Source organism: Pseudomonas sp. SIMBA_041 (assembly GCF_046535095.1).
Lineage (GTDB): Bacteria > Pseudomonadota > Gammaproteobacteria > Pseudomonadales > Pseudomonadaceae > Aquipseudomonas > Aquipseudomonas mucoides.
Genome location: NZ_JAWRXJ010000005.1, coordinates 222,140 through 248,560 on the forward strand (window position 1 = coordinate 222,140; position 26,421 = coordinate 248,560).

Genomic DNA, 26,421 nt, shown 5'->3' on the forward strand with positions numbered 1-26,421 from the left:
GCGGCTTACACGGAGAAAAAGTACCGCGTCAGGTGAAAGAAGATCGGTGCCGCGAAGCAGATTGAATCCATCCGGTCGAGCATGCCGCCATGTCCTTTGATCATGGTTCCCCAATCCTTGGCGCTCAGGCTGCGTTTGATCGCTGACATGACCAGCCCACCGAGAAACCCCATCACCACAATCACCAGCGACATCAGCAACGACTGCCAGAAATTGAACGGCGTCATCCAGAACATGCACCCGCCGATCAGCGTGGCCGACAAGCCGCCACCCACCAAACCTTCAACGGTTTTCGACGGGCTCACCAACGGCGCGACTTTGTGTTTGCCAAAGAGCTTGCCGAACACGTACTGCAACACGTCACTCAACTGAACGACAAAGACCAGATAGAAGAGCAACAACGCGTTCTGCCCGGTGAACCCTTGCAGGTCCAGCAGCAACAGGGCCGGGGCGTGGCTGATGCAGTAGATGCAAATCATCACCCCCCATTGAATCTTGGCCGCGCGCTCCAGAAAGCTGTCGGTGTCCTGGCTCAGCACCGCAATCGCCGGCAGCAGCAGGAAGGCGTACACCGGAATCAACAGGGTGAACAGCGAATACCAGTGCGTGCCGATCAACACGTACTGCAGCGGGATCAGGATGAAAAACGCCGAGAACAGCGCGTTATGGTCGCCGGGGCGGGTGGGCGTCAGGGTGATGAATTCCCTGAGGGCGAACAGCGAAATGAAGCCGAATAGAATGACCGTCGCATTCCCGCCCAGCAGGTAGGAGACGAAGAAGATGATCACCATCCCCCACCAGGCATTCACGCGCTGATTGAGGTTTTCGATGGTCGAGATCGAGCCCTCGGTTTTCGCCCGTTTAGCCAGCACGCGACCAATAATCGAAGCCACCGCCAGCAGGCAGGCGATGGCGCCAAAGAACCACAGAAACTTTTGTTCGAGCGTCATGCCGACAACCTCACGATGGCGTCACGCGCCCGTTGCAGAAACACCTGCTTTTCCTCATCGACGAACCGTGGCATCGGGTCGCCGATGCGGATAGTGCAGATGATCGGCAGCGGCACGTGTTTGCCCTTGGGCATGGAGCGGTGCAGGTTTTCCAGGTAGATGGGCACCAGATCAACTTCCGGGAACGCCTCGGCCAATCGGTACAGACCGGATTTGAATTCCCCGGGCAAGGCCTGGCTGGAGCGCGTGCCTTCCGGAAAGATGATGATCGAATGGCCGGCGCGCACCACATCGAAAATCGGCTCCAGTACATTGGTCCCCGGTGTCGGGTTGCGGTCGATCAGCACGGCATTCAGGCCTTTCTGCGAGATGTAGCGCAGAAAGCGGTTTTTGCCCCAGTAGTCGGCGGCGGCTACCGGTTTCACATTGACCCGGGCTTCGGGGGGCAGGGCGGCGATAATGGCCAGCGTGTCCATGTGGCTGGTGTGATTGGCAAAATAGATGCGCTGGCGGGTCAGGTCCGGCGGGCTTTCCCAGCGGGCGGTGACACCGATCAGGAAACGCAGCACTGAAATCAGCGCATTACTGATCCACATGGAGATTCCCCTTGAGCTGACGCGAGATGGCCAGGGTTCGCGTGACACAGGTCGCGGCGGATCCGGCGGCGATGATCACCAGCGCGATCAACAGTGCGTAGTGCGTGCCATACATCGTGGCTTCGAACGCATTCAGCAGCAGCCCGGCAGTCATCACGGCCATTCGATGCTGCTTGGCCATGGGGCCGATGAAGGTCTGCTTGAGGCCCAGCGAACCGCCAAACACGCGAACATACGCCGTGAGCGCCGCGGCCAATGCGGCAAACCATCCGAGGTCGCCGTGCCCGATGGCATAGCCGAGCCCGATGATCAGCAGGCTGTCGGCAATGCGGTCGGGGAATTCGTTGTAGAGGCTTCCGATGTCGGACTTCTTGCCGCCCTCGATGGCCACCATGCCGTCGAACAGGTTGCACAGCAGGCGCAACTGAATGCCGATGGCGCAGAGGATCGAGCCGATGAGGCCGTTATCGATATTCAGAGCCGCTGCCCCGGCGAGCGCAAATGCAATGCTGGCGACGGAGATCTGATTGGGGGAAATGTCGCGTTTCACCAACCGGTCGGTGATGCGTTTTGCCCAGCCCGCCGAACGTGTCTTGATGGGCCTTCTGTTGTCATCCATTTACCGATATCCCTATTCATGATGATGCGCCGCAGGGGCAAATCGCCCGGCAGCGCCCCACAATATAGAGGCTTTCCTGTGTCCCTGCGCCTGTTTACTGACTGACAGGTCGAATCGGCAACTTCAGCTCCGCACACAATCCCCCACCCTCACGATTACTCAATACCAGCGATCCACCGATGGCCAACGCCAGTTGCTGGGCAATCGCCAACCCAAGCCCGGTGCCGCCGGTGCTGCGGTTGCGTGAATTTTCCACCCGGTAAAACGGTTCCATCACCTGTGCCAGCTCTTCCTCGGCAATGCCCGGCCCGCGGTCCATGACTTTCACCGACAGGCTGCCGTTTTTGCTTTCTACCTTGAGTTCGGCCGCACCCGCGAACTTCAGGGCATTGTCGGTGAGGTTCACCAACACCCGGCGCAATGCATGGGGGCGAGTGTCGATGACGGCTTCACTTTTGCCGCCCAGTTGCACGTCTTTGCCCATGTCCTGATAGTCGAACACCAGGCTGTCGAGAAATGAGTCCATGTCGGTGCGCCGACTTTCTTCGGTCGAGCCGTGAATGCTGCGCGCGTAGGCCACGCCTTCGCGCACCAGGTGTTCCATCTCGCCGAGGTCGTTCCACAGTTTGTCTTTTTCGACCGAGTCGTCCATGAATTCGGCGCGCAGTTTCATGCGGGTGATCGGGGTTTGCAGGTCGTGGGAAATCGCCGCCAGCAGTTGCATGCGTTCCTTGAGGTACGCGGCGATGCGTGCCTGCATGGCATTGAACGCCTTGGCCGCGTGGGCGACTTCGGTCGGGCCTTGTTCGTCCAGGTGCACGGCGTGGGTATTGGGGTCGAGGGTTTCCACGGCTTGGGCCAGGCGGGTCAGCGGACGGATGGCGATGCGCACGGCCAGCCAGGTGCAGGCGATCAGCAGCGCCAATTGACCGAGCAACACAAACGGCAGCCATGGCGACAGCGGCACCATCGCCGGTCGTACGTCGATGGTCACCGGGCTGCCATCGGCCAGTTTCAGGTGGACCTGGAAATGTTTGATCGGACCGGGGATATCGGTCACGGTCATCGGGTAGTCCTTGCCGATGGCGTCCTTGATCGAGGTCACGGCAATCGGCGTGTCGCGCATGGCCGTGCCCGGCGAACCTTCATCCAGCAAATAGCGGTAGTTGCGCCGTTCCAGTTGCTGCAGCCAGCTCGCCCGCTCGGTGGCCGGCAAACGGTCGAGGATGGCGATGGAGGTCGAGACGTCGGTCTCGAGATTACCGAGCATGGTGTTTTTCGCGGTTTCGTAACGCTCGTAATACTGCGCGCCGAAGGACAGCGCCTGGGCGAGGATCAAGCCGATCAGGAAGATCAGCGACAGCCGCGAGGCGAGGGTACGGGGCCAGCGAATTGCCAGGTTCATGAGGGCGCACCGATGACTTCCACTGCCAGCGAAAACACATAGCCCTCGCTGCGCACGGTTTTGATGTAGGCCGGTTCGCGGGCGTCGTCCAGCAAGCGCTGGCGCAAGCGGCTGACCAGCAAGTCGATGGAACGGTCGAACAGGTCAGCGTCGCGGCCCTGGGTCAGGTTCAACAATTGATCGCGATTGAGCACCCGTTGCGGGTGATCGAGGAAGACCCGCAGCAGTCGGTATTCGGCACCGCTCAGCGCCACCATGGTGCCGTCCTCGTCCAGCAGGTGCCGGGCTGAAGTGTCCAGGCGCCAGCGACCGAAGGCCAGCAGCCGGCCGCTTTCGGTCACCACCAGGTTCGGCGGCAACATGCGTGTGCGGCGCAGCACGGCGTTGATGCGGGCGAGCAGCTCGCGGGCGGCAAACGGTTTGACCAGGTAATCATCGGCGCCCATTTCCAGGCCGATGATGCGGTCGGTTTCGTCGTTGCGCGCGGTGAGCATCAACACGGGCGTGGCCTTGTGTTTACCGGCGCGCAATTCGCGGCAGAGCATCAGGCCGTCGTCGCCGGGCATCATGATGTCGAGCACGATCAGGTCCACCGGCGTGGTTTCAAGGAAGGCACGCATTTGGCGGCCGTCGGCGACGACTGTGGTGCGCAGGCCGTTCTTCTTCAGGTAGTTGCCTACCAGTTCCCGGATCTCGCGGTCATCGTCGACGATGAGAATGTGATCGACGTGTTCCATGGGGGCCTTGCCTCTGTAAATGGGGGATGTCGCGCAGTCTATCGAGCCTTGGCCCGCTTGCCCGCCACCCTTTGTATTGCAGTGTATCTGGCTTGGCGGCGGATACACGCAGACGCAAAAACACGGTTTTTCAGGGGTTTTGTATCGCTGTGTATCAGGGGGCGGCTTTGATACGTACCGATTTATCCGCGTCTGTTCTCGACACAGACCAGATACCTCGCGGGCTTCTAATAGGTTCCAACGAGGCAAACCACACCGCCTCGGCTCAATTGAACGACCTACCCATTGAAGCCTTGAGGAAACCGCCATGAACACCAAAGCCATTTACGCCGCTTGCCTGTTTGCTGCCCTGAACATCTGCACCTTGTCGGCCCGTGCCGAAGCAGACGTTACAGCCAAAACCTACACCTACGGCACCCATCTCGACATCAAGAAGGTCGTGTCGCTGAAACAGGATGCGACCCCAGTCTGCGGCGTGGTGGATGCGCAACTGACTTACCTGGATTCGCAGAACAAAACCCAGGTTCTGGACTACCGCAAAGTGGCTGACAACTGCAACTCGGACAACTGATTGCTGCACTCACCCAGTGCCCATCCCCTTTGAAACAGGAAGAACACCATGAACAACGTAAGCCGCTACCTGACCGCCATTGCCTTCTCCATCGCCGGCGCCGCCGCCCATGCCAATGCCGCTGTTGAACAGAACAGTTGTGGCAGCGCCACCTGCTTCCAGCTGACGCCGGTGGCGCACAGGGATTCCAACGCCTTTCTGGCCGAGGATGGTTTTAGCCGTACGCCGCAGGGGCAGATGGTTGCCGAGAACGGCGGCAGCCGGACTCCGCAGGGTCAGCAACTGGATAACCAGACGGCCTGAAAACCCCACCGCCCCCTTGTGGGAGTGAGCCTGCTCGCGATAGCGGTGTGTCAGACAACAATGATGCCGACTGATACACCGCTATCGCGAACAGGCTCACGCCTGCAGGGATTGTGTGTTGTGTCGCCCTTCATTATTTCAAGGTGATCCCATGTTTCTCATCGCTTTCCTGGGCGGCGTATTGACCGTGCTCAGTCCCTGTATCCTGCCGGTTGTTCCGTTCCTGTTCGCCGGGGTCAAACGTAGCCGTTCCTCCATCCTGCTGACCCTCGGCGGCATGGTCCTGACGTTCGCCCTGATCTCCAGCCTGGCCGTGGTCAGCAGTGAGTGGGTGGTGCAAGCCAACAACACCGGTCGCCATGTCGCCCTGTTCGTGATGGTGCTGTTTGCCCTGTCGCTGATTTCCGCCCGGATCGGTGACTGGATGGCCCGTCCGTTCGTGGCCCTGGGCAATCGCCTTGACCCCGACACCCGCAAAATGTCCGGCCCGTTGAGTTCAGTGATGATCGGTGTGGCCACCGGGCTGCTGTGGGCACCGTGCGCCGGGCCGATCCTCGGTGTGATCCTCACCGGCGCCATGCTGCAAGGTGCCAATGCGCAGACCAGTCTGTTGCTGCTGGCCTACGGCCTGGGCAGCGCGCTGTCCCTGGGGACTTTGATCTTCGCCGGTCGCGGCCTGGTCAATCGCTTGAAAGCGTCAATCCCGGTCACCGGTTGGCTGCGCAAGGGGGCAGGTGTTGCGGTGCTGGCGGCTGCGGCCGTGATTTCCACCGGCACTGACAAAACCCTGCTCGCCGGCACCTCGTCCGAAGGCGTCAGCAGCCTCGAACAAGGCGTGCTGGAAACCGTGCCGAAAGTCGTCGACTACTTCGTCAGCAAGGTCAAAGCGGACTCGTCGATGGACAACGTCCAAGGCGCCATGCCATCGCTGAACGGCGCCGTCGAATGGATCAACTCGCCGGCCCTGACCAACGAATCGCTGAAAGGCAAAGTGGTGCTGGTGGATTTCTGGACCTTTGACTGCATCAACTGCCAGCACACGCTGCCGTATGTGAAGGACTGGGCGAAGAAATACGAGAAGGACGGTCTGGTGGTGATCGGTGTACACACCCCGGAATACGGTTTCGAGCGCATCATCGACAACGTCAAGGATCAGGTGAAAAAGCTCGGCATCACCTACCCGGTGGCCATCGACAACAACTACGCGATCTGGCGTAACTTCGATAACCAGTACTGGCCCGCTCACTACCTGATCGACGCCAAGGGCCAGGTGCGTTACACCCACTTCGGCGAAGGCAGCTACGAGACGCAGGAGAAGATGATCCAGCAACTGCTGGAAGAGGCGAAAGCCCCGGCGGCGTAAGCGATCAAATCAATGGCTCACAGGCTCCGCGCCGTGGGCCATTGGTTTTTGCGCCTGACTGCGCCGCCACGCAGCCGGCGGTGCGCCGAACTCACGACGGAAGGCCCGGCTGAACGCGGTATCGGTCTGGTAACCCACCTCTTCGGCAATGCGCATCAATGAGCTGTTACTGCTGCGCAACAGGTTGGCCGCCAGCAGCATCCGCCATTGGGTCAGGTACTGCATCGGCGAACTCCCCACCAACTGCTGAAAGCGCTCAGCCAACACCGATCGTGAGGCGCCGGCCGTACGCGCCAGCTCATCCAGCGTCCAGGCGTGGCAGGGTTTGTTGTGCAGTGCGTTCAACGCAGCACCGACAATCCGGTCACCGACCCCGGCCAGCCAACCGGTCCGTCCTTCGCCCTGTTCGTTCATGTGCAGGCGCAGCACTTCGATGAACAACACCTCGGCCAGTTTCGCCAGCACGCCTTCGCCTCCGGGCCTCGGCGAGCGGGCTTCCGCCAGGGCATAACGCACGGAAGACTCCAGCCACATGCCGGCATGCGAGCCACGCACGTTGACCCGAACCACCGCCGGCAGCCCGGTCAGCAACATGCCGGCCAGCCGCGTATCGCACGCCAGATAACCGCACACCAACCGCGTGACTGCGCCGCCTCCGCCATAACTCAATTGCCGTGGACGCCGTGCCAGCACCACGTCCAGCCGCGCACCTTTGGCGGGCGGCAGGCCAGGTTTGGAACTCATGCGATGGGCATCACCTTGCGGGAACACCACCACATCGCCCGCTGCCAGCAGCAGTGGCGGATCATCCCCGAGTTCGACGTAACACTCGCCCTCGGTGATCAGGTGGAAAATCACCACGCGTTCGGCACCGGGCTCCAGAAATGGCGCCGCCGTGTCGGCGCTGGGCGACTGGTAGCACCAGGGCGCGGTGAACCGGGCATTGATGAAAATCGCGCCGACCAGGCGTACGACCCGCAAGGTTTGGGACAGAGCGTCCATGGAGGTTTTCCGGTGTATGGATCGCATTGATTGTGAGCCTGTCGCCGGAAGGCGGCCAACCTCCGGACGATCGGACAAGGTTGGCCGACGATCGGGCAGGACGCGAGCGTGCGCCGGGGTGATAGTTGACTCACAGGGCCACTACCGACCCTGTCATCAATAACAACAATGAGAGGTTGCCATGCCTAAGTTCGTCATAGAACGCGAGATCCCCGGCGCTGGAACACTGTCAGAACGGGATTTAAAAGCTGCCGCGCTAAAGTCCTGCAACGTGTTGCGCGAATTGCCTGAGGTGCAGTGGCTTCAGAGTTACGTCACCGGTGACAAGCTCTACTGCGTCTACATCTCCCCCAGCGAAGCGCTCATCAAAGAACACGCGACCCGCAGTGGTTTCCCGGCCAGTCGTATTTCCCAAGTGGCAAGCATTATCGATCCCACCACGGCGGAATAGGCCGCGGTCGGTTGCTATCCGTACGGAGCAGACTTCATGAGTACACCGATTGATCTCACTGCCCTGAAAAACCGCCAGATGGCCTCCTGGGCCAGCGGCGACTACGCCATTATCGGCACCACCTTGCAGATTGTCGGCGAGCAGCTTGCCGAAGCCTGCGACCTGCTCTGTGACGAGCGGGTGCTGGACGTGGCCGCCGGCAACGGCAACGCGACACTCGCCGCGGCACGTCGAGGTTGTCACGTCACCTCGACGGACTATGTGGCCGCCTTGCTGGAGCGTGGAGAGGACCGGGCCAGGGCAGAACGCCTGGAAGTGACCTTCCAGGTAGCCGACGCCGAAGCGTTGCCATTCGAGGACGCCAGCTTCGATGCCGTGCTGTCGACCTTCGGCGTGATGTTCACGCCCGACCAGCCCAAAGCGGCCACAGAACTGGCGCGAGTCTGCCGCCCGGGTGGGCGGATCGGCCTGGCCAACTGGACGCCGGAAGGCTTTGTCGGGCAGGTATTCAAGACCCTGGGCCGGCACCTGCCACCACCGGCGGGGGCACAGCCGCCGTCCAATTGGGGCACGGAAGCCTGGCTGCATTCACACTTTGATGAACGCAACTTCCTGGTCCAGGTGACGCGCCGCACCTTCAACTTCCGCTATCGCTCGGCGGCGCACTTCATCGACACCTTCCGCAACTGGTACGGGCCGGTCCACAAAGCCTTCGCGGCGCTACCGCCCGAGGGGGCCAAGGCCTTCGAGCAAGACCTGACCGAGCTGCTGAACCGGATGAACCGGGCGGGAGAGAAGTCGCTGGTGGTGCCCAGTGAATACCTTGAAGTAGTCATCACAAAACGCTGATTTGGCTGAGATGAAAAGTAGGAGTGAGCCTGCTTGCGATGGCGGCGGCACAGTCAACATTGATGTGGCTGACAGACCGCTTTCGCGAGCAGGCTCACTCCTACAGGAAATTGTGGTGTTTTTGAGATTTACGAGAGGCTGGCGCCTCGGGCCGTCAGCAGTTCGCGCAATACCGAGCGGTGGCAGTGCGCTTCGTCTTCGCAGTAACAACCAACGGCCAATGAGGTTTGATGGGAGAGGGCGGCCAGCAGGTCCAGTAACTGGCTCGGCGCGGGGTGGTTCATTTCAGCCTTGAACTTGCGCCTGAAGGCTTCCCAGGCCTTGTCGTCGGTGGCCGCTTTGGCCTCGGCCACCAATTCCGCACTGGGCGACAGCAGCGGCTGCCACACGTCATAAAAATCCCGGCTGGCAAACTCGGCCTTCGGTACGCCACGGGGTGGGCGGCGGACCGTGCCCAGGCGCAGGCCTTCATCGGGCGTGCGCGGTGAGCCGAGGCGAACGATATGAATGGCCATGGCGGGTTACGAGTGACGCGAGCCGTCAAACCATTCCAGTGCCGTGCGCCAGATGCAAATCCCCAGAAAGTAAGCCGACATCAGCAACCAAAGCCCCATCACCATTGGGTTGATCACCGGATGATTGATCACCAGGGACAGACTGCACAGCAGCCAGATCGCCGTCACGGCGATGTTGATCGGCATAAAGCGGCGCACGCGAAACGGGTGCAGGAACTTCATCCGGGTCACGGTCAGCAAGGCCAGGCCGATGACCGTAAGCAAGGTGATCCAGGGAGACGGGGCGATGATGTACAGGCACAGCGCAACCACGTTCCACGCGGCCGGGAAGCCCTGGAAGTAATTGTCTTTGCTCTTCATGTTGACGTTGCAGAAACAGAACAGCGACGACACCAGAATCAGCGACACGGTCAGCAGCAGCGTGTAGTCCGGCAGCGGGATGTAGCGGTAGATGAACAGCGCCGGAATAAACACATAGGTCAGGTAGTCGATCACCAGGTCCAGGATTGAGCCATCGAAACTGGGCAGCACCGACTGCACATTGACCTTGCGCGCCAGTGCGCCATCCAGCCCGTCGACGATCAGTGCAACGCCCAGCCACAGCAGGCAATTGGTCGGTTGGTTTTCCAGCAGCGCCAGGGTGGCGAGGAAGGCGGTTACTACGCCGGTCGCGGTAAAACCATGGGCGCCCCATGCTTTGAGCCTGGCAATGTGTACAGTCGAAATCACGGGGGCGTTCTCCAAAAAGTGAAGCTAGCCTGTTATCACCCCTTCAGGTGGAGGTGTCGGCAAACCGGGTCGGGGTGCAGGTATCGACCGGAAATTCGGGCATAAGGTTCACCGTCAGTAAATCTTAGCCAATACCCCGGAAAAAACCGGCGTATTCATTGGGGCGAGCAGGTTTGACGTCAGCCCAACGGTGGTGGCGCATTGGCAGGCGAGGTCTATCGTTGCCTGACTGGGTCACTTTCGTTTGATGAGGACGTCGTCATGAACACCAGCGATTTGCTCGAACAATTACTGCGGGCCGGCCAGGGCTCGATGACGCAGCAGGGCGGCGGTGGCGCGTCGTCGCAAGACCCGCTCGGCGGCCTCGGCGGCTTGCTGGGTGGCCTGATGGGCGGCGGGACCGGCTCAAGTGCTGGCGGTGGCGGCCTGGGCGGCTTGCTCGGTGGTTTGCTCGGCGGCGGTTCACCGATGGGCGGCTCGACCCAGACTCGCTCCGGTGGCGGCACTAACTATGCAGCGCTGGCGTCGCTGGGGATGATGGCTTTTCAGGCGTATCAGGCCTGGCAGCGCAGTCAGGCCTCGGCCCCGCAACAGGCACCGCGCACGGTGGATCTGTTGTCCGGCCCGGAAGTCGAAGATCACAGCCATGCGGTGCTGCGCGCATTGATTGCAGCGGCGAAGGCCGATGGCCGGATTGATGACGCCGAGAAGGGGATGATCAGCGCTGAAATCGGCAAACACACCGATGACCCGGACCTTCAGCAATGGCTGGATGAGGAGGTCGCCCGGCCGCTGGATGCCAACGAAGTGGCGGTGTCGGCGACTGATCCGGCGATTGCGGCGGAGATGTACCTGGCGAGTGTGATGCTGGTGAATGACCAGGGCGAGGCTGAGCGTAATTATCTGGATGAGCTGGCCGGGGCGCTGAAGATAGATCCGCAATTGCAGGTGCATCTGGAGCAGCGGGCCAGGGGTGGTGCTGCCTGACACGGGAGCACAAAAGCTGTGCTGTTCATGAGATTGCTTTCGCGAGCAGGCTCACGCCTACATTTGACCGTGTTCTATCTGAAGTACGCGGTCAGATGTAGGCGTGAGCCTGCTCGCGAAGAACGATAACGCGGTCAACCGACCAAAAACCTCACGCCATACGACTCGGCAATCTCCAGTATCCGGGGCAGGTCTTGAGGCACTTTGAGCCGATCCACCGCCGCAAAAAACTGCCCACCTCGCGGATCCGACACCACACCAATCATCTTCGCCGTCGCGCTGATGTTCTTGTAAGCATGGATCGCCCCCCCGGGAATGTGCACATACCCCCCGGCCGAAACCGTATTGGACACACCCGCCACCGTCACTTCAACCTGCCCGTCGACCACATAAAACGCCTCGTCCCACGGATGAAAGTGCGGTGGCGGGCCGCCCCCTTGCACACCTTCCTGAATGTGCATTTCAAAGGGTTTGCTCAGATCACCGCCGGCCAGAATCGTGATTTTCTCGCCGACGACATTCACCGCAGCCGGCGATGTTGCCGACTCGATGACATGAACCGTTCGCATGATTGCTCTCCGAAGAATGAACCCGCATCTGCTGAGTATATTCACTGACATGACCGTCGGAGCTGCGCCACAAGCCCGTCTGTCCGGGCAATTTCAACGCCGATTGAATTTTTTTCCGGCGTCGTCGCTCTGCTGATGTAGAGACGTGTTGCTGAACGTCCTGCCACTGGCCATAGACCGAGAGATGCGCCCATGACTGCCCTGACACGACTCCACTCCCGGCCTGCCCATGCGCAGGCAATGACTGCCGTTGGCAGCCTGAAGCAAACCTACGAGCAGTTGCTGCTGAGCGATAATGCCCAGCCTCTTGCGCGCACATTTCTGCACGCACAACTCCAGCATGCAGAGCACCTTGCGCAGGACATGCCGCAAGACCTGTCGGCCCTGCAAGGCTTCGTCGAACAACACTTTGCCGAAGTGGCCCGCCAATACGCCGAGTACCTGAAAGCCCGCAAAGCCGGAGGCGGGCGACAGTACTTCAGCAACAAGGCTCACGCCCTGTTTTTCCTGCAAGCGGTTGCCCCCACCAAACTGGTCGACGGCGCCTGGCTGTCCGGGTTGCTGCAACACTGGCGCGATCCGCGTTTCGACGGACTGATTTGCACCTATCTGGAAGAGTTGGGCGACGGCAACCCGGCGCAGAACCATGTGGTGATTTATCACAGGCTATTGGCCGATCTGGGTTTGCAGAACAGCGGCGTCATTGCCGACGAGTATTACCTGCAAGGCGCGATTCAGCTGGCGTTGGGTGAGTGCGCCGACGAATGCCTGCCCGAGGTGATCGGCTATAACCTGGGCTATGAACAACTGCCGCTGCACCTGCTGATCAGCGCCTATGAACTCGCCGAGCTCGGCATCGATCCGTATTACTTCACGCTCCACGTGACCATCGACAACGCCAGCACCGGCCACGCGCACAAAGCCGTGCAGGCAGTATCGCAACTGATGCCGCTGGAAGGTGATCGTGACGAGTTTTTGCGGCGGGTCGCGCTGGGCTATCGGCTGAATGATCTCGGGCAGGGCAGTCGGGCGATCATCGAATCGTTCGACCTCTACCGCGAAGTGCTGAACATGCTGGAGCGCAAACGCCCGTTCGGCCAGCACATGCATTCCGACTACTGCCGATTTGAAGGCAAGACCGTCAACCAGTGGTTATCGGCGCCCGAGCAGTTGCCCGGTTTCCTCACCGCCCTGGAAAACAAGGGCTGGATCAAGCGTCACCAGGACCCACAAGCCAGCCGTTTCTGGCAGTTGATCGAGGGTGACGGCGCGGCCATGTTCGGGGTGTTCAGCCCTTATGAAAAACAGCTGCTGCACGACTGGATTGCCGGCGACTGGACACCCGAGTGCCCACCACCGGCCTATCGCCGCAGCCAACACGACGACATCGAACCGCAATTGCCGGCCAGCGATCCGGATGTCCAGAGCCTGCAGTCCGCGCTGGGAGGACGACCCGCTGCCGAACAGATGCAAGTGCTGATCCCGTGGCTGTCGGCGCAGCGCCACGCGCATCCCGCCGGTCTGCTGGCCACGCGTCGTTTTATCGAGCTCAAGTCCAGCCTTCGCTAAGGAGCCTTACATGAATCAGGAAGAACACCTGAGCGCTGCCGATCTGGCGTTACTGAAACTGGGACGCCGCTTGCAGGCTGACGGCTATCGATTCATCACACCGACACCGCTGACGCATCAGCGCGTGCTTGATCGTGCCTTCGGGCGACAGGCCCAGACCCTGCGCGATGTGTTCGGTTGGTCGCGGCCGTTCGAGCCCGGTTTGTTGTCGGCGGATGAGCAGCTTCAATTGCAACGGGCTGGCGTGCTCGAGGAAGGCAACGGTCACCTGAAAAGCCGGGTGCGCTGGTCGAGCCTGGATGACCTGCTGTTTGTGCACTCCGCCTTTCCCACCGACGCGGCGGACGCAGTGTTCTTCGGACCAGACACTTACCGGTTTGCGCAACTGATCCATGCCCATCTGCAACAGAATTTCGCCCCGATCCGGCGCGCCGTGGACATCGGCTGTGGTGCCGGGGTCGGCGCGATTGTGATTGCCCGCGCACGCCGGGAAGCCGAAGTGCTGGCCGTGGACATCAACCCGGCGGCGCTGCGCCTGACCACGATCAATGCCGCGCTCGCCGAAGTAGCCAATGTCAGCGTCGAGACCAGCGATGTGCTGCAAGACGTCGACGGTCAGTTCGACTTGATCGTCGCCAACCCACCCTACATGGCCGACCCGGCTGAGCGCGCCTACCGCCATGGTGGCGGGGCGTTCGGTGCGCAACTGTCGCTGCGCATTGTCGAGCAAGCCTTGAATCGATTGGCACCCGGTGGTTCGCTGGTGTTGTACACCGGGGTGGCGATGATCGATGGCCACGATCCTTTCCTGCAAGCGCTGACCCCGCGCCTTGAGTCGCCGATGTTCGGCTGGACCTACCGCGAGCTCGATCCCGACGTGTTCGGTGAAGAGTTGCTGACCCCGGGCTATCAACGGGTGGAGCGGATTGCGGTGGTGGCGCTGACCGTTACGCGAGCCGGCCCCGGTATCGGAGGGATTGTTGAGTCAGCAGCAGGTGCGCCATGAACAAGAACCTCGACGACTACAACCGCATGCGCGATTTTTCGGCGACCTCTGAGCCCGCCGCGAACCAACGCCGGGGTAAAAAAGCCGCGAAAGATCACGCGCTGCAATTCTGCATTCAGAAGCATGACGCCTCACACCTGCATTACGACTTTCGCCTGGAACTCGATGGCGCCCTGAAAAGCTGGGCGGTGCCCAAAGGCCCGTCGCTCGACCCCAAGGTCAAGCGCCTGGCGGTCCACGTCGAAGACCATCCGCTGGACTACGCGACCTTCGAGGGCAGCATTCCGGAAGGCCATTACGGGGCTGGTGATGTGATCGTCTGGGACCGTGGCGTGTGGATCCCGCAGGAGGATCCGGCCAAGGCCTACGCCAAGGGCAAGCTCAAGTTCGAGCTGCAAGGCGAGAAGCTCGGCGGGCTCTGGAACCTGGTGCGCACGCACATGCCGGGCAAGCAGGAGCAGTGGTTTTTGATCAAACACCAGGACAGCGCGGCCAAACCCGAGAGTGATTACGACGTGGTCGCGGCCGAGCCCGACAGCGTGCTGAGTGACCGGACCATCGTCGCCAAAAAATCCAGGTCGGCGGCTAAACCCAAAGCCGTCAAGCAACCCGCGCGCAAGGCTGTACCCAAAGTAAAATCGGCACCGCTCACCGGCGCCCGTAAAGCCCAACTGCCCGACCAGCTCAAACCCGAACTGGCCACGCTAGTGGAGAAGGCCCCGGACGGCGAGTGGAGTTATGAAATCAAGTTTGACGGCTACCGGATCATGGCCCGCATCAATCACGACGAGGTCAAACTGTTCACCCGCAACGGTCACGACTGGACCCACAAATTGCCCAAACAAGCCGAAGCGTTAGCGGCGCTGGGCCTCGAATCGGCCTGGCTCGACGGTGAAATGGTGGTGGCCAACGAGCAGGGCGTGCCGGACTTTCAGGCGCTGCAAAATGCCTTCGACGCCGGTGCCAGCGCCAACATCCTGTACTACCTGTTCGACCTGCCTTACCTCAACGGCGTGGACCTGCGCGAGGTGCCGGTCGAAGAACGCCGGGTGGCGCTGGCGACTGTGCTCAACGCCAATCACGACCCGTTGCTGCGCTTCTCGGATTCGTTTGGCGAAGCGCCGGAAGCCTTGCTTAACAGCGCCTGCCAGATGCAGATGGAAGGGCTGATCGGCAAACGACTGGGTTCGCCTTACGTGTCCCGGCGCAGCAGCGACTGGATCAAGCTAAAGTGCAAACACCGCCAGGAATTCGTGGTGGTCGGCTACACCGACCCGAAAGGTTCGCGCAACGCATTCGGTGCATTGCTGCTCGGCTTGCATGACCGTGACAGCGGCAAGTTGCGTTACGCCGGCAAGGTCGGCACCGGGTTCAACGAGACGACCCTCAAACGCATCTACGCGCAGCTGAAACCGTTGCTGGCGAAGAAACCGTCGGTGGTCAATCCACCGACCGGTTTCGAGGCCAAGGGTGTGCACTGGCTCAAACCCACTCTGTTGGCGGAAGTGGCCTTCGCCGAGATGACCAAGGAAGGCTCGGTGCGTCATGCAGTGTTCCATGGCCTGCGCGATGACAAACCCGCTGAGAGCATCACTGAGGAGCGCCCGAACGTGGTGAAGATCCCAGAGAAAAAAACCGCCCCGGCAGCGAAAAAGAAAACCGATTCACCTGCGCCGTCGCAGATCGGCCTGGGCGCGGGCAAGGTGCGTATCACTCATCCTGACCGGGTAATCGACGCCTCCAGCGGCACCACCAAGGTGCAATTGGCTGAGTATTACGCCAGTGTCGCCGAATGGATTTTGCCCGAACTCAAGGACCGTCCCGTGGCACTGGTGCGTGCGCCGGACGGTATCGGTGGTGAACTGTTTTTCCAGAAAAACGCCGAGCGCCTGGCCATTCCGGGCATCACCACGCTGGACAAGGAACTCACCGGCCAACCGGTGATGATCATCAACAACGTCGAAGCGCTGATCGGCGCCGTGCAGATGAGCACCGTGGAACTGCACACCTGGAATGCCACCTCGGACAACCTCGACCGGCCCGACCGCTTCGTGCTCGACCTCGACCCGGACCCGGCGCTGCCGTGGAAAAGCATGGTCGAGGCGACACAGCTAACGTTGTCGGTGCTCGATGAGCTGGGATTGAAAGCGTTTCTCAAAACCAGTGGCGGCAAGGGTATCCACCTGGTGGTGCCGCTGACCCGCAAGCTCGGTTGGGACGAGGTGAAGGACTTCAGCCATGCGATAGTCAGTCACATGGCCAAGCTCTTGCCGGAACGGTTTTCCGCGGTGTCGGGACCGAAGAACCGGGTAGGGCGGATTTTCATCGATTACCTGCGCAACGGTCTGGGCGCCACCACCATTTGCGCTTACGCAGCGCGCACCCGAGAAGGGTTGCCGGTGTCGGTGCCGATCTTTCGCGAGGAGGTGGCTGAACTCAAGGGCGGCAATCAGTGGAACGTGCACAACGTGCATGAGCGCCTGGCCGAAGTGGGCGATGAGCCATGGGCGGACCTCAGGAAAACCCGGCAGACGATTACGGCCGAGATGCGACGGCGGGTGGGGATGAAAAAATAATCGGCGTTTGAAATGCCAGCGCCCCTTTAATGGGGCGCTGGTCGTTTCTCTTTGTTGCTTGATAAACGGTTATTTTTTATTGATGAACGCCCACAAGTCGGAGTTCAGCTTGTCGATGGCCACTTTGAAATCCTTGGCAGTGACTTTCTGGCTTTCGTTTTCCAGTGTGGTGCCAAAGACCTTGCGCACAACCCGGCCTACGGTCTGATTGGTATTGGCGTCGACAAACTCAGCCTCGATGTACAGCTCGGTGTCCTGGTCACGGTGACCGGTCGCCGCCTGTGTCGCGCCGACGACGGCAGCGATTGGAACGACTTCATACCACTTCATGCCTTCGTTCGAGGCGCTGACCCCGGTGATGGCTGCGCGCAGGATCAAGGTCCTGGAACCGGCCGGTGCCGACGTCGAGTTGCTCACAATCCGGTATTTAGTGCCCAGCGTGGCTTTGGCCTTGCTGGTCATGTAGTTCTGGATATCGGTCAGCGTCTGCTGATTCACCCGTTCATTGGGTTTCGGCGCCGGATAGAGTTCCAGCTTGTTGAACGCCACGGTGTCATACGTATTCGGATTCCACGACGGGCTCACCCAGCGCATCGCCGTGCCACCGCTTGGTGTTTCGACTTCTTTCAGGTTGTTGTAACTGGACAGGTAGCCGGAGTACTGCTCCTTCTCTGTGACTTTTGAAGTACAACCGCTTAGCAACACGCCGGTCAGTGCAGCACCGATGAACAGGTTTCGGGACAGATTCATAGTGGTGTTTACTCCATGGTTTGAGTCATTTTTTTTCATTAACTACACTTCAAAAACGCCAAGTCATGTTCCCGGTCAGCGCTTGTATCCAGGCGTTGTCGAATTGACCGGAAATTCGATTGCCCGAAACGGTTTTGGTCTGCTCGACGGGCATGTCACCCAGCCAGACCATGGCCCAACTGACATTGACGTCGGTGTCTTTGTTAAGAGCATAGGTGGCTCCTGTCGCAATGCGCCAGCTTTCGTTCATTGGCACGATGACGCTGCGATTGCTGTCGGAAACGGCACTGCTGTCGTACGCCACGCCGACGTTCCACAACCATTGTTCGGTGGCCTGGTATTGCGCGCCAAGGGAGAGGTGCCAGGTGTCCTTGAAGCCGGCATCGACCGTTTTTGATTGCGCCCCCGCTGCCGTGGTGTCGACCTGTACGCCGATGTCACCGAACTCCGACCAGTCCTGCCAGTTGGCCGAGGCCAGCAAGGCCCATTGCCGATCCAGTTGTTGATACAGGCTCAAGGTGACAGTTTGCGGCACCGTTATGTCGAGTTTGGTATTGGTGTTGTTGATGCGATCCAGCAAACGACCATCGCCTTTCACATCCAGTCGGTCTTCGAAATCCAGGTCTACCTTGCTGGTGTAGGTCAGGCCAATGCGCGTGCCGGCTTGCGGGGCATAGATCACCCCCACGTTAGCGCCGTAACCCCAGGTGCCGTCCTTGTATTTGTACTGGCCGTCCGCGCGGTCGGTGAGACCCAAGGGGGAGCGGTCGATGGCGGTGTCCGCCTGCAACATGCCGTACATGGCCTTGACGCCCACACCGACCGACCATTGCTCGTTGAAGCGATACGCCACGCTGGGCACCAGGGACAAACCCAGCAGGCTGGAGTTTTGCGCGAAGTAGCGGCCGGACCAGTCGTTGTCGTAATTGACTGCCAGACCGAAATCGCCGTACTGGCCGAAACCGACGCTCCAGTGATCGTCGAGTTCATGGGTGATAAAGAAGCTGCCGCCAGGAATCGGGTCGAGGGCATTGCCACTGCCGCTGCCGGGGGTATTGGTGCCGGAATCTCGATCGAAGGACAGGTCACCGTAAAGCACTTGCAAACCGCCCGTGATCTGCGTGCCCGGCAAGTAACTCATGCCGGCCGGGTTACTGGCGATGGTCGAGGGGCCTTGAGCGCGGGCGGCGGCGCCGGCGTTGGCCAGGCCGGTGTTATCCGTGCCGATTTCGTAGAGCATGATGCCCCCGGCCCAGGCTTGCTGGCAGCACAGCGCAAGGAGGGTGAAAGTGGGTAAAGCAACTGTTCTTGTTGTCATGGATTTCCCCCAGCATTATTCCCTTCGAACAAGGGTAGCTGACGCCAGCCACCCTTGGATTCGGCTGCTTACTTGCCCATGGCTGCCCGGGCCGCTTCGATCTTGGCTTTGACCGAGTCGAGGTTGAAGCTCGCGCCTTTTTGCATCGGCGGGAACTCGATGGCGGTCTCAGCCAGTTTGGCCACCTGTTGCTGGACAAACACAAAACGCCAGAACTGGAACTTGAACCAGTCAAAGTATTGCGTCGAACCTTGCGCAGCCCCATTGTTCGCCCACCCCATGCGCTCAAACGGGTCGAGTCGCAGGTTGGTCAGGTACGGCACGTCAACCGCAACTTTTGCTCCCAGCCATGCACTCGGCTGGTCAATGAAACGATATTTGTAGTCATCAATGCGCACTGCACCGAGGGTGCTCTCTCCAAAGTAGAAGATTTCATGCCGGTTGGACGGACCTTTGCCGGTAATCATCGGCGTCTGGTCGTAACCGTCGAGGTGCACCTTGTAGGTGGTATCGCCCAGTTGTTTGCCCTTGAGCAGTTCTGCGGTGATGTTCGGGTTGCCCGCCGCCGCGACCAGGGTCGGGAACCAGTCCATGCCCGAGATGATGCCGTTGGCGACCTGGTTGGCCGGCACTTTGCCCGGCCAGCGGATAATGGCCGGTACCCGGAAACCGCCTTCCATCACCGTGCCTTTACCCATCGCAAACGGGGTGGTGCCACCGTCCGGCCAGGTGAAGTTTTCCGCACCATTGTCCGTGGTGAAGACCACGATGGTGTTGTCATCCAGCCCGTCTTTTTTCAGCTTGGCCATGACATCGCCGACGACGTCATCGAGCTGAGCCATGCCGGCTTCCTGTTCCGACCAGCCGTTTTCTGCATTGCGCATGCCTTCGTACTTGTCGGAAAGGTGGGTAACGATGTGCATGCGGGTCGGGTTCAACCAGACGAAAAACGGTTTGTTGTCCTGCTTGGCCTTGTCGATGAAGCTGAAGGTCTTGTCACGAATTTCTTCGTCGACGGTTTTCATCCGCTCCGGATACAACGTGCCGGCGTCTTCGATTTTCTGTTTGCCGACCTTGCCCCAGCGCGGCATCACGGTGGGGTCATCGGTGGTGGTGGCCCAACTGTGGACCATGTTGCGTGGTCCGACCTTGTCCAGCAGCTCCTGCGGATAGTTGGGGTGCGCCGGGTCTTCCATGGCGTCGAGGTGATAGAGGTAACCGAAGAACTCGTCGAAGCCGTGGACGGTCGGCAGGAATTCGTTCAAGTCGCCCAGGTGGTTCTTGCCGAACTGGCCGGTGGCATAACCCATGGCTTTCAGGGTGGTAGCAATGGTCACGGCTTCGGCGGGAATACCGATGGGCGAACCGGCCTGGCCGACGGTGGTCATGCCGGTACGGATCGGCAGTTCACCGGTGATGAAGTTGGCGCGCCCGGCCGTGCAACTGGCCTCGGCGTAATAATCGGTAAAGCGCATGCCCTCATTGGCGAGCTGGTCGAGATTGGGTGTACGACCGGCCATCATCCCTTGGTTGTAGACGCCGATGTTGGACCAGCCGATGTCGTCGCCCATGATCACCAGAATGTTGGGAGGCTTATCGGCGGCGTGAGACATGCCGGCAATAGACATCGCAGACAACAGTAGAGGCACGGCGAGTACGGAGGATAATTTTTTCCGGTTCATGTCAAGTTCCTGTGCAGGACGTTAGCACTCGGAGAGAAGCCCCCCGGCCTCACTGAAATATTGGATCCCCCGCGAACAGCGTAGGTAAGGATCGTGAAATATCCAGAAACGGACATGCGAAAACAGGCCAGGCCAGCACACCAATGCGATTTATTCGGCAATGAGTTGATGTGCGTCATCACATTGCACCTTGGGCACCAGCCTGTTCGAGTTCAGCCGGGAAGGTTAACTGCCTTGCGGCACCACCCGGGCATCATTGCCTGAGCCTTCGATGTAAACGTTCATGCCTTTACCCAGGGCGGGATTGATCGGCTGGGTCACCGATACCAGCACGCCACTTTTGACGCGCACGATGATCTGCTGCGCCTCTACCGGTTGATCGTACTTTTTCTTCTCGGCGTAGTTACCGCCAACCGCACCGGCGAGCGCGCCGGCAACCATGGCGACATCGCGACCGGTGCCACGCCCGATCAGGCTGCCGATGCCCAGCCCGCCCAGGCCACCGAGCACAGCGCCAACACCGCTGTCGTGATTGGTCTGCATCTGTGTGAGGGTTATCTGCTCGATCTTTCCTGAGCGAATCTCCATCTCACCGGCACCACCACCGCTTGATCCCACAGCGGCACAGGCACTGATCAACACCATCGCTAACGTGACAGTCATCCAGGACAGGACAGTTTTCATGCTTCGATCCTCGTTATCAGGAGTGGTTTGGAACAGGACTCAACTGCTAATGAACGCCCGCAGATCGGCATTCAGTTTGTCGATCGCGTCTTTAAAGTCCTTGGCGGTGATTTTCTGGCTCTCGTTTTCCAGTTGGCTACCGAATACCTTGCGCACCACTTTGACCATGGTCTGATTGGTTCTGGCGTCAATGAACTCGGCTTCGATGAACAGGTTGGTGTCTTGATCCCGGTGGCCGGTGGCGGCCTGTGTCGCGCCGATAACGGCCGCGATCGGCATCACCTCGTACCACTTCATGCCTTCGTTCGAAGTGCTGACGCCCGTGATTGCCGCACGCAGGATCAGCGGATGCGACCCGGCCGGTGCGGCGGCCGCGCTGGACGCTCTGCGGTACTTTTGGCCCAGCACGCTTTTGGCCTTGCTGGACATGTAGTTCTGCAAGTCGGTCAGTGTTTGCTGATTGACCTGCTCATTGGGTTTCGGCGCGGGATAAAACTCCAGCGTCCTGAACGCGATGGTGTCGTACGCATTCGGGTTCCACGACGGGCTCACCCAGCGCATCGCCGTTCCACCGCTGGGCGTCTCCACTTCCTGCAGGTTGTTGTAGTTCGACAGGTAGCCGGAGTACTGCGTCGTCTCGGTGACTTTCGAGGTGCAACCGCCGAGCAGGAGCCCGGCCAATGCGGTGCAAAGGAGCAGGTTGTGGGACAGATTCATGGGGGTGCGTGCTCCATCGATGAAGCCCAATGTTCGGTCGTGACACAGCCGGCCAGCGCCCACCGGCTCTCGAAATCCAGAAACCTCTGCGGAGAGCGTAGGTAGCAATTGCCAAATATCCAGCATTTGCTTTCTTCGCTGATTGTTTACGTTCGTTTCGGCCCGCTATTTTTTCGATGGAATGGCGGATGCCATAAAACTGGGCTTTGCTGATAGGCGACGTCACCTCCGTCACCAGGCGTTCAACGCCTGACCTCTCTCTGCGGAGAACATCCGATGCCCACCCGCCAACAGCCTGTTCGCTGGCTCTCGATCAGCGTTGTCATCGCGGCGTTCACGACCCCGATGTATGCCGGCCAGACACCCGCCGTCGATGCGCCGACGGCGCAGTTGGAGCCCAAAGCGCTGGATGTTCTCAAGGCCATGAGCGCCCGGCTGACCAGCACTCAGGGCCTGAGTTTCAAAGCCGTGACCACCTACGAAAAGCCCAGCCGGCTGGGGCCGGCCCTGGCCTACAGCACGGTGGCGCTGGTCAATGAACAGCGCCCGGATCGCCTGCGTGTCTTGACTTCGGGCGACGGTCCGGCCACCGAGTTTTATTACGACGGCAAGCAAGCCTATGCCTATGAGCGAAAAGACAACCTGCTTGCACAAGTCGATGCGCCGCCGACCATCGATGCAACGCTGGAGGCTGCGTATAAGCGCGCCGCCATCTATTTTCCGTTTACCGACGTGATCGTCGCTGATCCGTATAAAGACTTGTCCAGGGACATGCGTGTGGCGTTTTACGTCGGCCAGTCCACGGTGGTCGGCGATACCACCACCGATGTGATTGCCTACACCAGCGACACGGTGTTCGTCCAAGCCTGGATCGGTACCGAGGACAAGCTCCCGCGCCGGTTGCGGGCAGAGTTTCTCGATGACCCGAGCCGATCCCGGCATCAGGTCGATTTCAGTGACTGGAAGCTCAGTTCGGCGATGCCTGCGACGTTCTTCAAGCCCGACCAGATCGAATCGGCGCACCGTATCAAGTTTGCCCCACCACCCAGCCTTCGTGCCCTACAAGGCGTTAAAGAGCCGGTCACAAAACCCTGAACGAGGAGGTTGAATCATGAACAGATCTACCTTGAAGTTCGCGGGGCTGCTAGTCGCCGCGCTGGTGTGTAACGAGGCGGCAGCCTGGTCGCACGCCGGTCGCTTTGGAGGGGGATACGGCGGAGGGGGTTCATGGAGTCGTTCCGGCGAATTCGGCTCGGCTTCGGGCGGCGATGGCAGTTGGAGTGGCGAAACCGATCGCGGCGGCTCGGTGTCCGGCGGTGACGGCAGTTGGAGCGGTTCGGGCTATCGCGGCGGTTCGGCGTCCGGTGGCGAAGGGGCCTGGTCAGGCACGGGTGCCGAAGGTGGAACAGCGTCCGGCGGGGAGGGGGCCTGGCATGCACAAGGTGAAAATGGCGCCGCCGCTGCTGGCTACCACGCGGATGGTTATGGCACGACAGCCTACCGGGGACCCGCTTATGGCGGGGGCGCTTACCAGTCCGTTCCTTACGGGACGGCCTACTACCATCCGCCCGCCGCTGTGATTGCCAGCAGCGGCTGTTATTACTGCGGCGGCGGAGTCAATCCGGCAGCCGCCGTTGCGACGGGCGTGGCGGTGGGTGAGGCGGCGGGGACGGTGGTCGACGAGAATGCCGACGCCGACGATTTTAGCGCTGGCTATAACGCCGGGATGGTTGCTTCAGGACCGCCGACGATGCCCTTGGGCCAGACCTATGCCAGCCTGCCTCCCGGATGTCATTTGCAGACTTTTTCCCAGAACACGTATTACCAATGCGGCAATGCCTGGTTGCAACCCGCCTATGGCGCCAACGGGGTGTATTACACCGTGGTGACACCCCCGTGATCGGCGTTGCTCGGTCATTGGATTGCTGAATTGCGCCGCGACAGTCAGGCGTCCCGCAACAAGTCGTTGGCGTTGAGGATGTCGTAGGCGATTTCCGGGCGCTTCTCAAGGCCACGGCGAATGGCAGCGGGGATTGACTGGCGGGTCTTGCGGCACAGCCCCGGCTGCTCGCCGAGGGTGATGCCGATGCCGCGCATGGTCCGCACTTCGTTGAAACCTGGGGCAATCTCGACGCGGATGCCCAGTTGCTCGAACATCCGCTGTTGCAGGCGTTCGAGGTCGGCCAGGCTCTGGAGGTTTTCCAGGCGGTCGAGCAGGCGCTTTTCTTCCGGGCGGGTCAGAAACAGGATGCGCACGTCCGCACCCGGTGTTTCCAGCAGCGGGTCACGCCCGCAGGTGCAGGCGCCGGGCGGGCAGGGGGAGCGGATCGAAACAGGGGTCGTCATGGGCCCTAATCATAGAGCGCGCCAATCCGCTTTGCCCATAGCTGAATCGTCAGTCCGAGAGATCAGTCGTCGGGATGATCTGCGCATCCTCAACCGCCACACTGCTGGCGGTTTTCTTTTCCCGTCGATCACTCATCCAGGTGTTCAACTGCTCACCGAATTCGGCCGGGGCCTTGCGCCCGACTCTTCTGGCGAGGTCGAGAATGGTCTGCTGGGCGAGCGCTTCTTCCATGCGTTTTTGCGCGGTCATCATCACGGCATGTACCGAGCAAGGACCGTCGAGGGCCCACGCTGGCGGGGCGCCGTCGAACAAGGCGCAACGCCCGCGAATCTCGCGGCAATCGAAGATCAGTTTCTTGCCATCGATGGCGTTGACGATATCCAGCACGCTGATTTCGTCCGCCGGCCGCGCCAGTTTGAACCCGCCGCGCACGCCTTCGGTGGCCACCACCAGTTTGGCCTTGGCCAGGCGAGTGAAGATCTTGGCCAGGTAATCCAGCGGCACGCCTTGCAGTTCGGCGAGGTCGCGCACGCTTGCCTCACGGCTGTCGCCGTAATCGCCTACCAGAAAAATCAGGCAATGAATGCCGTATTCAACGCCCGCACTGTAAAGAGACATCGGGATCTCCGACTGAATGAGTCGCCAATGTTATCAGCCGATGGTGAGGCGGGCAACAATCCATGTTTGTCGCTATCTGCCCCGTGTTGCTTATAGATAAAAGCTGTTGGCGGGATTGTCGAGGTATCGAAGTGAATGATGGCAACCATGGAAAAAAGAACGTTGCACACTGTAACTAGGATAACTATAGTCGCCGTTGTCCGCTCGGCAACGAGTTCAGTCTTTGGTCATCCTCGGAGTTAAAACCATGAAACAGCACATTCTGGTCATCGGCGCAGGTTTCGGCGGCATGTGGACGGCGTTGAGCGCTACACGCCTGTTCGACCTGCATGATCACAACGGGGTAGAGGTCACGGTACTGGCGCCTCAGGCCGAGCTGCGCGTGCGTCCGCGCTTTTACGAACCGAATGCTCATCAACTGGCTGCACCGCTCGGTGAGCTGTTCGATGCAGTCGGTGTGAAGTTCATCAAGGGGGCCGCAGAGACCATCGACGTGGAGCAGAAAAGTGTCGGTTACACCGATGCTTCAGGCACCACCCAGAGCCTCAGCTACGACAAACTCGTTCTGGCGACCGGCAGCCGTCTGGCCCAGGCGAACACCCCGGGTGTGTCCGAGCATGCCTTTGATGTGGACCAGATCGAACACGCCGTGCGTCTGGAAAACCACCTCAAATCCCTGGCCAACCAGCCAGAAAGCAAAGCCCGCAACACCGTGGTTGTCGCTGGCGGCGGTTTCACCGGGATTGAAACGGCGACTGAAATGCCGGCGCGTCTGCGGGCAATTCTCGGTGAGGGCGCCGACATTGAAGTGATCATCATCGACCGTGGCGAGAAGGTCGGGGCTTCAATGGGGGCCGAAATCAGCCAGTCGATTGCCGAGGCGAGCGCTGAACTGGGAGTGAAATGGCGCGTGAAGTCGTCGGTGGCGGCGGTCGACGCGAACGGTGTGACCCTGGCCGACGGCCAGCGCATCGAGACCCAGACCGTGATCTGGACCACCGGTGTGCGCGCCAGCTCGCTGACCGAGCAAATCCCTGCCGAGCGTGATGGCCAAGGCCGTCTGCACGTGGACAGCCATCTGAAAGTCATCGGCCAGGACGACATCTTTGCCACAGGTGATGTGGCTTACGCGGCCTGCGACGACATCGGCAACTTCGCGATGATGACCTGCCAGCACGCCATCTCGCTGGGGCGTCACGCCGGTAACAACGTGGCGGCGCAGATGCTGGGCGTGGACCCGACGCCGTACAGCCAGCCCAAGTACGTGACGTGCCTGGACCTGGGCGCCTGGGGCGCGGTCTATACCGAGGGTTGGGATCGTCAAATCAAACTGGTCAAGCAGGAAGGCAAAAACCTGAAGACGCAGATCAACACCGTGTGGATCTACCCCCCGGCAGCTGATCGTGCCGCCGCATTGGCCGCAGCGGACCCGATGATTCCGGTGGCTTAATAGCGCCCAAATGAAAAATCCCGCTCAAGTGACCTTGGGCGGGATTTTTTATATATGG

28 protein-coding genes are annotated in these 26,421 nt (G+C 60.4%); 12 read left to right on the top strand and 16 right to left on the bottom strand.

Features of this window, described 5'->3' with window-relative positions; genetic code table 11:
- Positions 1-5 precede the first annotated feature (5 nt).
- The 5 genes from SB725_RS13670 to SB725_RS13690 all read right to left on the bottom strand — a co-directional run bounded on the left by SB725_RS13670 (position 6) and on the right by SB725_RS13690 (position 4,307).
- On the bottom strand, positions 6-950 hold the full coding sequence (locus SB725_RS13670) for a phosphatidate cytidylyltransferase (protein ID WP_027925237.1): 945 nt from the start codon (positions 948-950) through the stop codon (positions 6-8).
- Positions 947-1,546 (bottom strand): lysophospholipid acyltransferase family protein, encoded by a 600-nt coding sequence (locus tag SB725_RS13675; protein WP_027925238.1) that lies wholly within the window; start codon positions 1,544-1,546, stop codon positions 947-949. The genes SB725_RS13670 and SB725_RS13675 overlap by 4 nt, the downstream gene beginning before the upstream one ends.
- Positions 1,533-2,165, bottom strand: a complete 633-nt coding sequence (locus SB725_RS13680; RefSeq protein ID WP_410921931.1) for a CDP-alcohol phosphatidyltransferase family protein — start codon at positions 2,163-2,165, stop codon at positions 1,533-1,535. The genes SB725_RS13675 and SB725_RS13680 overlap by 14 nt, the downstream gene beginning before the upstream one ends.
- 94 nt (positions 2,166-2,259) lie before the next feature.
- Positions 2,260-3,570, bottom strand: coding sequence for an ATP-binding protein (locus SB725_RS13685; RefSeq protein WP_194939681.1), 1,311 nt, complete (start codon positions 3,568-3,570; stop codon positions 2,260-2,262).
- Positions 3,567-4,307, bottom strand: a complete 741-nt coding sequence (locus SB725_RS13690) for a response regulator (protein ID WP_027925241.1) — start codon at positions 4,305-4,307, stop codon at positions 3,567-3,569. The genes SB725_RS13685 and SB725_RS13690 overlap by 4 nt, the downstream gene beginning before the upstream one ends.
- Positions 4,308-4,614: 307 nt before the next feature.
- Between SB725_RS13690 and SB725_RS13695 the strand changes: the two genes are divergently transcribed.
- The 3 genes from SB725_RS13695 (at position 4,615) to SB725_RS13705 (ending at position 6,544) form a co-directional block, all read left to right on the top strand.
- Positions 4,615-4,878: a DUF2790 domain-containing protein gene (locus SB725_RS13695; RefSeq protein WP_027925242.1), complete on the top strand. Its 264-nt coding sequence runs from the start codon at positions 4,615-4,617 to the stop codon at positions 4,876-4,878.
- Between the two features lie 48 nt (positions 4,879-4,926).
- Positions 4,927-5,181: a hypothetical protein gene (locus SB725_RS13700; protein ID WP_410921933.1), complete on the top strand. Its 255-nt coding sequence runs from the start codon at positions 4,927-4,929 to the stop codon at positions 5,179-5,181.
- Between the two features lie 151 nt (positions 5,182-5,332).
- The gene (locus SB725_RS13705; RefSeq protein WP_410921934.1) at positions 5,333-6,544 is read left to right on the top strand and encodes a cytochrome c biogenesis protein DipZ; all 1,212 of its coding nucleotides are present in this window, start codon (positions 5,333-5,335) and stop codon (positions 6,542-6,544) included.
- A 9-nt stretch (positions 6,545-6,553) separates the two neighbouring features.
- On the opposite strand, the gene SB725_RS13710 is transcribed toward SB725_RS13705, so the two are convergent.
- On the bottom strand, positions 6,554-7,546 hold the full coding sequence (locus SB725_RS13710) for an AraC family transcriptional regulator (protein WP_027925245.1): 993 nt from the start codon (positions 7,544-7,546) through the stop codon (positions 6,554-6,556).
- A gap of 181 nt (positions 7,547-7,727) precedes the next feature.
- Here SB725_RS13710 and SB725_RS13715 point away from each other — a divergent pair, with 181 nt between their 5' ends.
- Together SB725_RS13715 and SB725_RS13720 are read left to right on the top strand one after the other, a co-directional pair.
- Complete coding sequence (locus tag SB725_RS13715) at positions 7,728-7,997, top strand: DUF4242 domain-containing protein (protein WP_123436123.1); 270 nt, start codon at positions 7,728-7,730, stop codon at positions 7,995-7,997.
- 36 nt (positions 7,998-8,033) lie between these two features.
- On the top strand, positions 8,034-8,846 hold the full coding sequence (locus SB725_RS13720) for a class I SAM-dependent methyltransferase (RefSeq protein WP_027925247.1): 813 nt from the start codon (positions 8,034-8,036) through the stop codon (positions 8,844-8,846).
- A gap of 128 nt (positions 8,847-8,974) precedes the next feature.
- Here the strand turns inward: SB725_RS13720 and SB725_RS13725 are convergent, their stop codons facing one another.
- Positions 8,975-9,361, bottom strand: coding sequence for a DUF488 domain-containing protein (locus SB725_RS13725; RefSeq protein WP_027925248.1), 387 nt, complete (start codon positions 9,359-9,361; stop codon positions 8,975-8,977).
- A gap of 6 nt (positions 9,362-9,367) precedes the next feature.
- Positions 9,368-10,090 carry a phosphatidylcholine synthase gene (pcsA, locus tag SB725_RS13730; protein WP_027925249.1) on the bottom strand — a complete coding sequence of 241 codons (723 nt, stop codon included), beginning with the start codon at positions 10,088-10,090 and terminating at the stop codon, positions 9,368-9,370.
- Positions 10,091-10,351: 261 nt separating this feature from the next.
- Between pcsA and SB725_RS13735 the strand changes: the two genes are divergently transcribed.
- On the top strand, positions 10,352-11,077 hold the full coding sequence (locus SB725_RS13735; RefSeq protein ID WP_410921936.1) for a tellurite resistance TerB family protein: 726 nt from the start codon (positions 10,352-10,354) through the stop codon (positions 11,075-11,077).
- Positions 11,078-11,211: 134 nt separating this feature from the next.
- On the opposite strand, the gene SB725_RS13740 is transcribed toward SB725_RS13735, so the two are convergent.
- Positions 11,212-11,646, bottom strand: a complete 435-nt coding sequence (locus SB725_RS13740; RefSeq protein WP_194939678.1) for a cupin domain-containing protein — start codon at positions 11,644-11,646, stop codon at positions 11,212-11,214.
- A 192-nt stretch (positions 11,647-11,838) separates the two neighbouring features.
- On the opposite strand from SB725_RS13740, the gene SB725_RS13745 reads away from it, so the two are divergent.
- From SB725_RS13745 to ligD, 3 genes are read left to right on the top strand one after another with little or no spacing between them, the layout of a single operon-like run.
- A complete protein-coding gene (locus SB725_RS13745; RefSeq protein WP_194939677.1) occupies positions 11,839-13,215 on the top strand; it encodes an iron-containing redox enzyme family protein in 1,377 nt (458 codons plus the stop codon).
- A gap of 10 nt (positions 13,216-13,225) precedes the next feature.
- Positions 13,226-14,221 carry a methyltransferase gene (locus tag SB725_RS13750; protein WP_410921937.1) on the top strand — a complete coding sequence of 332 codons (996 nt, stop codon included), beginning with the start codon at positions 13,226-13,228 and terminating at the stop codon, positions 14,219-14,221.
- On the top strand, positions 14,218-16,797 hold the full coding sequence (gene ligD / locus SB725_RS13755; RefSeq protein WP_410921938.1) for a DNA ligase D: 2,580 nt from the start codon (positions 14,218-14,220) through the stop codon (positions 16,795-16,797). Before SB725_RS13750 ends, ligD begins: the two co-directional genes overlap by 4 nt.
- A 69-nt stretch (positions 16,798-16,866) precedes the next feature.
- On the opposite strand, the gene SB725_RS13760 is transcribed toward ligD, so the two are convergent.
- From SB725_RS13760 to SB725_RS13780, 5 genes are all read right to left on the bottom strand, one after another.
- Positions 16,867-17,547 carry a DUF3313 domain-containing protein gene (locus tag SB725_RS13760; protein ID WP_410921940.1) on the bottom strand — a complete coding sequence of 227 codons (681 nt, stop codon included), beginning with the start codon at positions 17,545-17,547 and terminating at the stop codon, positions 16,867-16,869.
- Positions 17,548-17,596: 49 nt separating this feature from the next.
- Complete coding sequence (locus SB725_RS13765; protein ID WP_027925256.1) at positions 17,597-18,865, bottom strand: OmpP1/FadL family transporter; 1,269 nt, start codon at positions 18,863-18,865, stop codon at positions 17,597-17,599.
- A 68-nt stretch (positions 18,866-18,933) separates the two neighbouring features.
- On the bottom strand, positions 18,934-20,547 hold the full coding sequence (locus SB725_RS13770) for an arylsulfatase (RefSeq protein ID WP_027925257.1): 1,614 nt from the start codon (positions 20,545-20,547) through the stop codon (positions 18,934-18,936).
- 225 nt (positions 20,548-20,772) lie between these two features.
- The gene (locus SB725_RS13775; RefSeq protein WP_027925258.1) at positions 20,773-21,231 is read right to left on the bottom strand and encodes a glycine zipper 2TM domain-containing protein; all 459 of its coding nucleotides are present in this window, start codon (positions 21,229-21,231) and stop codon (positions 20,773-20,775) included.
- A gap of 39 nt (positions 21,232-21,270) precedes the next feature.
- Positions 21,271-21,948 carry a DUF3313 domain-containing protein gene (locus tag SB725_RS13780; RefSeq protein WP_410921941.1) on the bottom strand — a complete coding sequence of 226 codons (678 nt, stop codon included), beginning with the start codon at positions 21,946-21,948 and terminating at the stop codon, positions 21,271-21,273.
- A 276-nt stretch (positions 21,949-22,224) separates the two neighbouring features.
- Here SB725_RS13780 and SB725_RS13785 point away from each other — a divergent pair, with 276 nt between their 5' ends.
- Both SB725_RS13785 and SB725_RS13790 read left to right on the top strand, forming a co-directional pair.
- The gene (locus SB725_RS13785) at positions 22,225-23,043 is read left to right on the top strand and encodes a DUF2092 domain-containing protein (RefSeq protein ID WP_410921942.1); all 819 of its coding nucleotides are present in this window, start codon (positions 22,225-22,227) and stop codon (positions 23,041-23,043) included.
- A gap of 16 nt (positions 23,044-23,059) precedes the next feature.
- On the top strand, positions 23,060-23,848 hold the full coding sequence (locus SB725_RS13790; protein WP_027925261.1) for a hypothetical protein: 789 nt from the start codon (positions 23,060-23,062) through the stop codon (positions 23,846-23,848).
- A 44-nt stretch (positions 23,849-23,892) separates the two neighbouring features.
- On the opposite strand, the gene SB725_RS13795 is transcribed toward SB725_RS13790, so the two are convergent.
- Positions 23,893-24,294: a hypothetical protein gene (locus SB725_RS13795; protein ID WP_027925262.1), complete on the bottom strand. Its 402-nt coding sequence runs from the start codon at positions 24,292-24,294 to the stop codon at positions 23,893-23,895.
- Between the two features lie 49 nt (positions 24,295-24,343).
- Entirely contained in the window at positions 24,344-24,913 is a 570-nt protein-coding gene (locus tag SB725_RS13800; RefSeq protein WP_027925263.1) for an RrF2 family transcriptional regulator, read from the bottom strand.
- A 247-nt stretch (positions 24,914-25,160) separates the two neighbouring features.
- On the opposite strand from SB725_RS13800, the gene SB725_RS13805 reads away from it, so the two are divergent.
- Positions 25,161-26,363, top strand: coding sequence for an NAD(P)/FAD-dependent oxidoreductase (locus SB725_RS13805; protein WP_410921943.1), 1,203 nt, complete (start codon positions 25,161-25,163; stop codon positions 26,361-26,363).
- The last annotated feature ends 58 nt before the right edge of the window (positions 26,364-26,421 follow it).

Bases quoted from the DNA above. Each gene is read 5' to 3' on its own strand.
- SB725_RS13745 (WP_194939677.1), top strand. From the start codon at position 11,839: ATGACTGCCCTGACACGACTCCACTCCCGGCCTGCCCATGCGCAGGCA.
- SB725_RS13785 (WP_410921942.1), top strand. From the start codon at position 22,225: ATGCCCACCCGCCAACAGCCTGTTCGCTGGCTCTCGATCAGCGTTGTC.
- SB725_RS13705 (WP_410921934.1), top strand. From the start codon at position 5,333: ATGTTTCTCATCGCTTTCCTGGGCGGCGTATTGACCGTGCTCAGTCCC.
- SB725_RS13740 (WP_194939678.1), bottom strand. From the start codon at position 11,646: ATGCGAACGGTTCATGTCATCGAGTCGGCAACATCGCCGGCTGCGGTG.
- SB725_RS13805 (WP_410921943.1), top strand. From the start codon at position 25,161: ATGAAACAGCACATTCTGGTCATCGGCGCAGGTTTCGGCGGCATGTGG.
- SB725_RS13780 (WP_410921941.1), bottom strand. From the start codon at position 21,948: ATGAATCTGTCCCACAACCTGCTCCTTTGCACCGCATTGGCCGGGCTC.
- SB725_RS13680 (WP_410921931.1), bottom strand. From the start codon at position 2,165: ATGGATGACAACAGAAGGCCCATCAAGACACGTTCGGCGGGCTGGGCA.
- SB725_RS13800 (WP_027925263.1), bottom strand. From the start codon at position 24,913: ATGTCTCTTTACAGTGCGGGCGTTGAATACGGCATTCATTGCCTGATT.
- SB725_RS13715 (WP_123436123.1), top strand. From the start codon at position 7,728: ATGCCTAAGTTCGTCATAGAACGCGAGATCCCCGGCGCTGGAACACTG.
- SB725_RS13750 (WP_410921937.1), top strand. From the start codon at position 13,226: ATGAATCAGGAAGAACACCTGAGCGCTGCCGATCTGGCGTTACTGAAA.
- SB725_RS13790 (WP_027925261.1), top strand. From the start codon at position 23,060: ATGAACAGATCTACCTTGAAGTTCGCGGGGCTGCTAGTCGCCGCGCTG.
- SB725_RS13695 (WP_027925242.1), top strand. From the start codon at position 4,615: ATGAACACCAAAGCCATTTACGCCGCTTGCCTGTTTGCTGCCCTGAAC.
- SB725_RS13675 (WP_027925238.1), bottom strand. From the start codon at position 1,546: ATGTGGATCAGTAATGCGCTGATTTCAGTGCTGCGTTTCCTGATCGGT.
- SB725_RS13760 (WP_410921940.1), bottom strand. From the start codon at position 17,547: ATGAATCTGTCCCGAAACCTGTTCATCGGTGCTGCACTGACCGGCGTG.
- SB725_RS13710 (WP_027925245.1), bottom strand. From the start codon at position 7,546: ATGGACGCTCTGTCCCAAACCTTGCGGGTCGTACGCCTGGTCGGCGCG.
- SB725_RS13775 (WP_027925258.1), bottom strand. From the start codon at position 21,231: ATGAAAACTGTCCTGTCCTGGATGACTGTCACGTTAGCGATGGTGTTG.
- ligD (WP_410921938.1), top strand. From the start codon at position 14,218: ATGAACAAGAACCTCGACGACTACAACCGCATGCGCGATTTTTCGGCG.
- SB725_RS13670 (WP_027925237.1), bottom strand. From the start codon at position 950: ATGACGCTCGAACAAAAGTTTCTGTGGTTCTTTGGCGCCATCGCCTGC.
- SB725_RS13765 (WP_027925256.1), bottom strand. From the start codon at position 18,865: ATGACAACAAGAACAGTTGCTTTACCCACTTTCACCCTCCTTGCGCTG.
- SB725_RS13770 (WP_027925257.1), bottom strand. From the start codon at position 20,547: ATGAACCGGAAAAAATTATCCTCCGTACTCGCCGTGCCTCTACTGTTG.
- SB725_RS13720 (WP_027925247.1), top strand. From the start codon at position 8,034: ATGAGTACACCGATTGATCTCACTGCCCTGAAAAACCGCCAGATGGCC.
- SB725_RS13700 (WP_410921933.1), top strand. From the start codon at position 4,927: ATGAACAACGTAAGCCGCTACCTGACCGCCATTGCCTTCTCCATCGCC.
- SB725_RS13795 (WP_027925262.1), bottom strand. From the start codon at position 24,294: ATGACGACCCCTGTTTCGATCCGCTCCCCCTGCCCGCCCGGCGCCTGC.
- SB725_RS13725 (WP_027925248.1), bottom strand. From the start codon at position 9,361: ATGGCCATTCATATCGTTCGCCTCGGCTCACCGCGCACGCCCGATGAA.
- SB725_RS13735 (WP_410921936.1), top strand. From the start codon at position 10,352: ATGAACACCAGCGATTTGCTCGAACAATTACTGCGGGCCGGCCAGGGC.
- SB725_RS13690 (WP_027925241.1), bottom strand. From the start codon at position 4,307: ATGGAACACGTCGATCACATTCTCATCGTCGACGATGACCGCGAGATC.
- SB725_RS13685 (WP_194939681.1), bottom strand. From the start codon at position 3,570: ATGAACCTGGCAATTCGCTGGCCCCGTACCCTCGCCTCGCGGCTGTCG.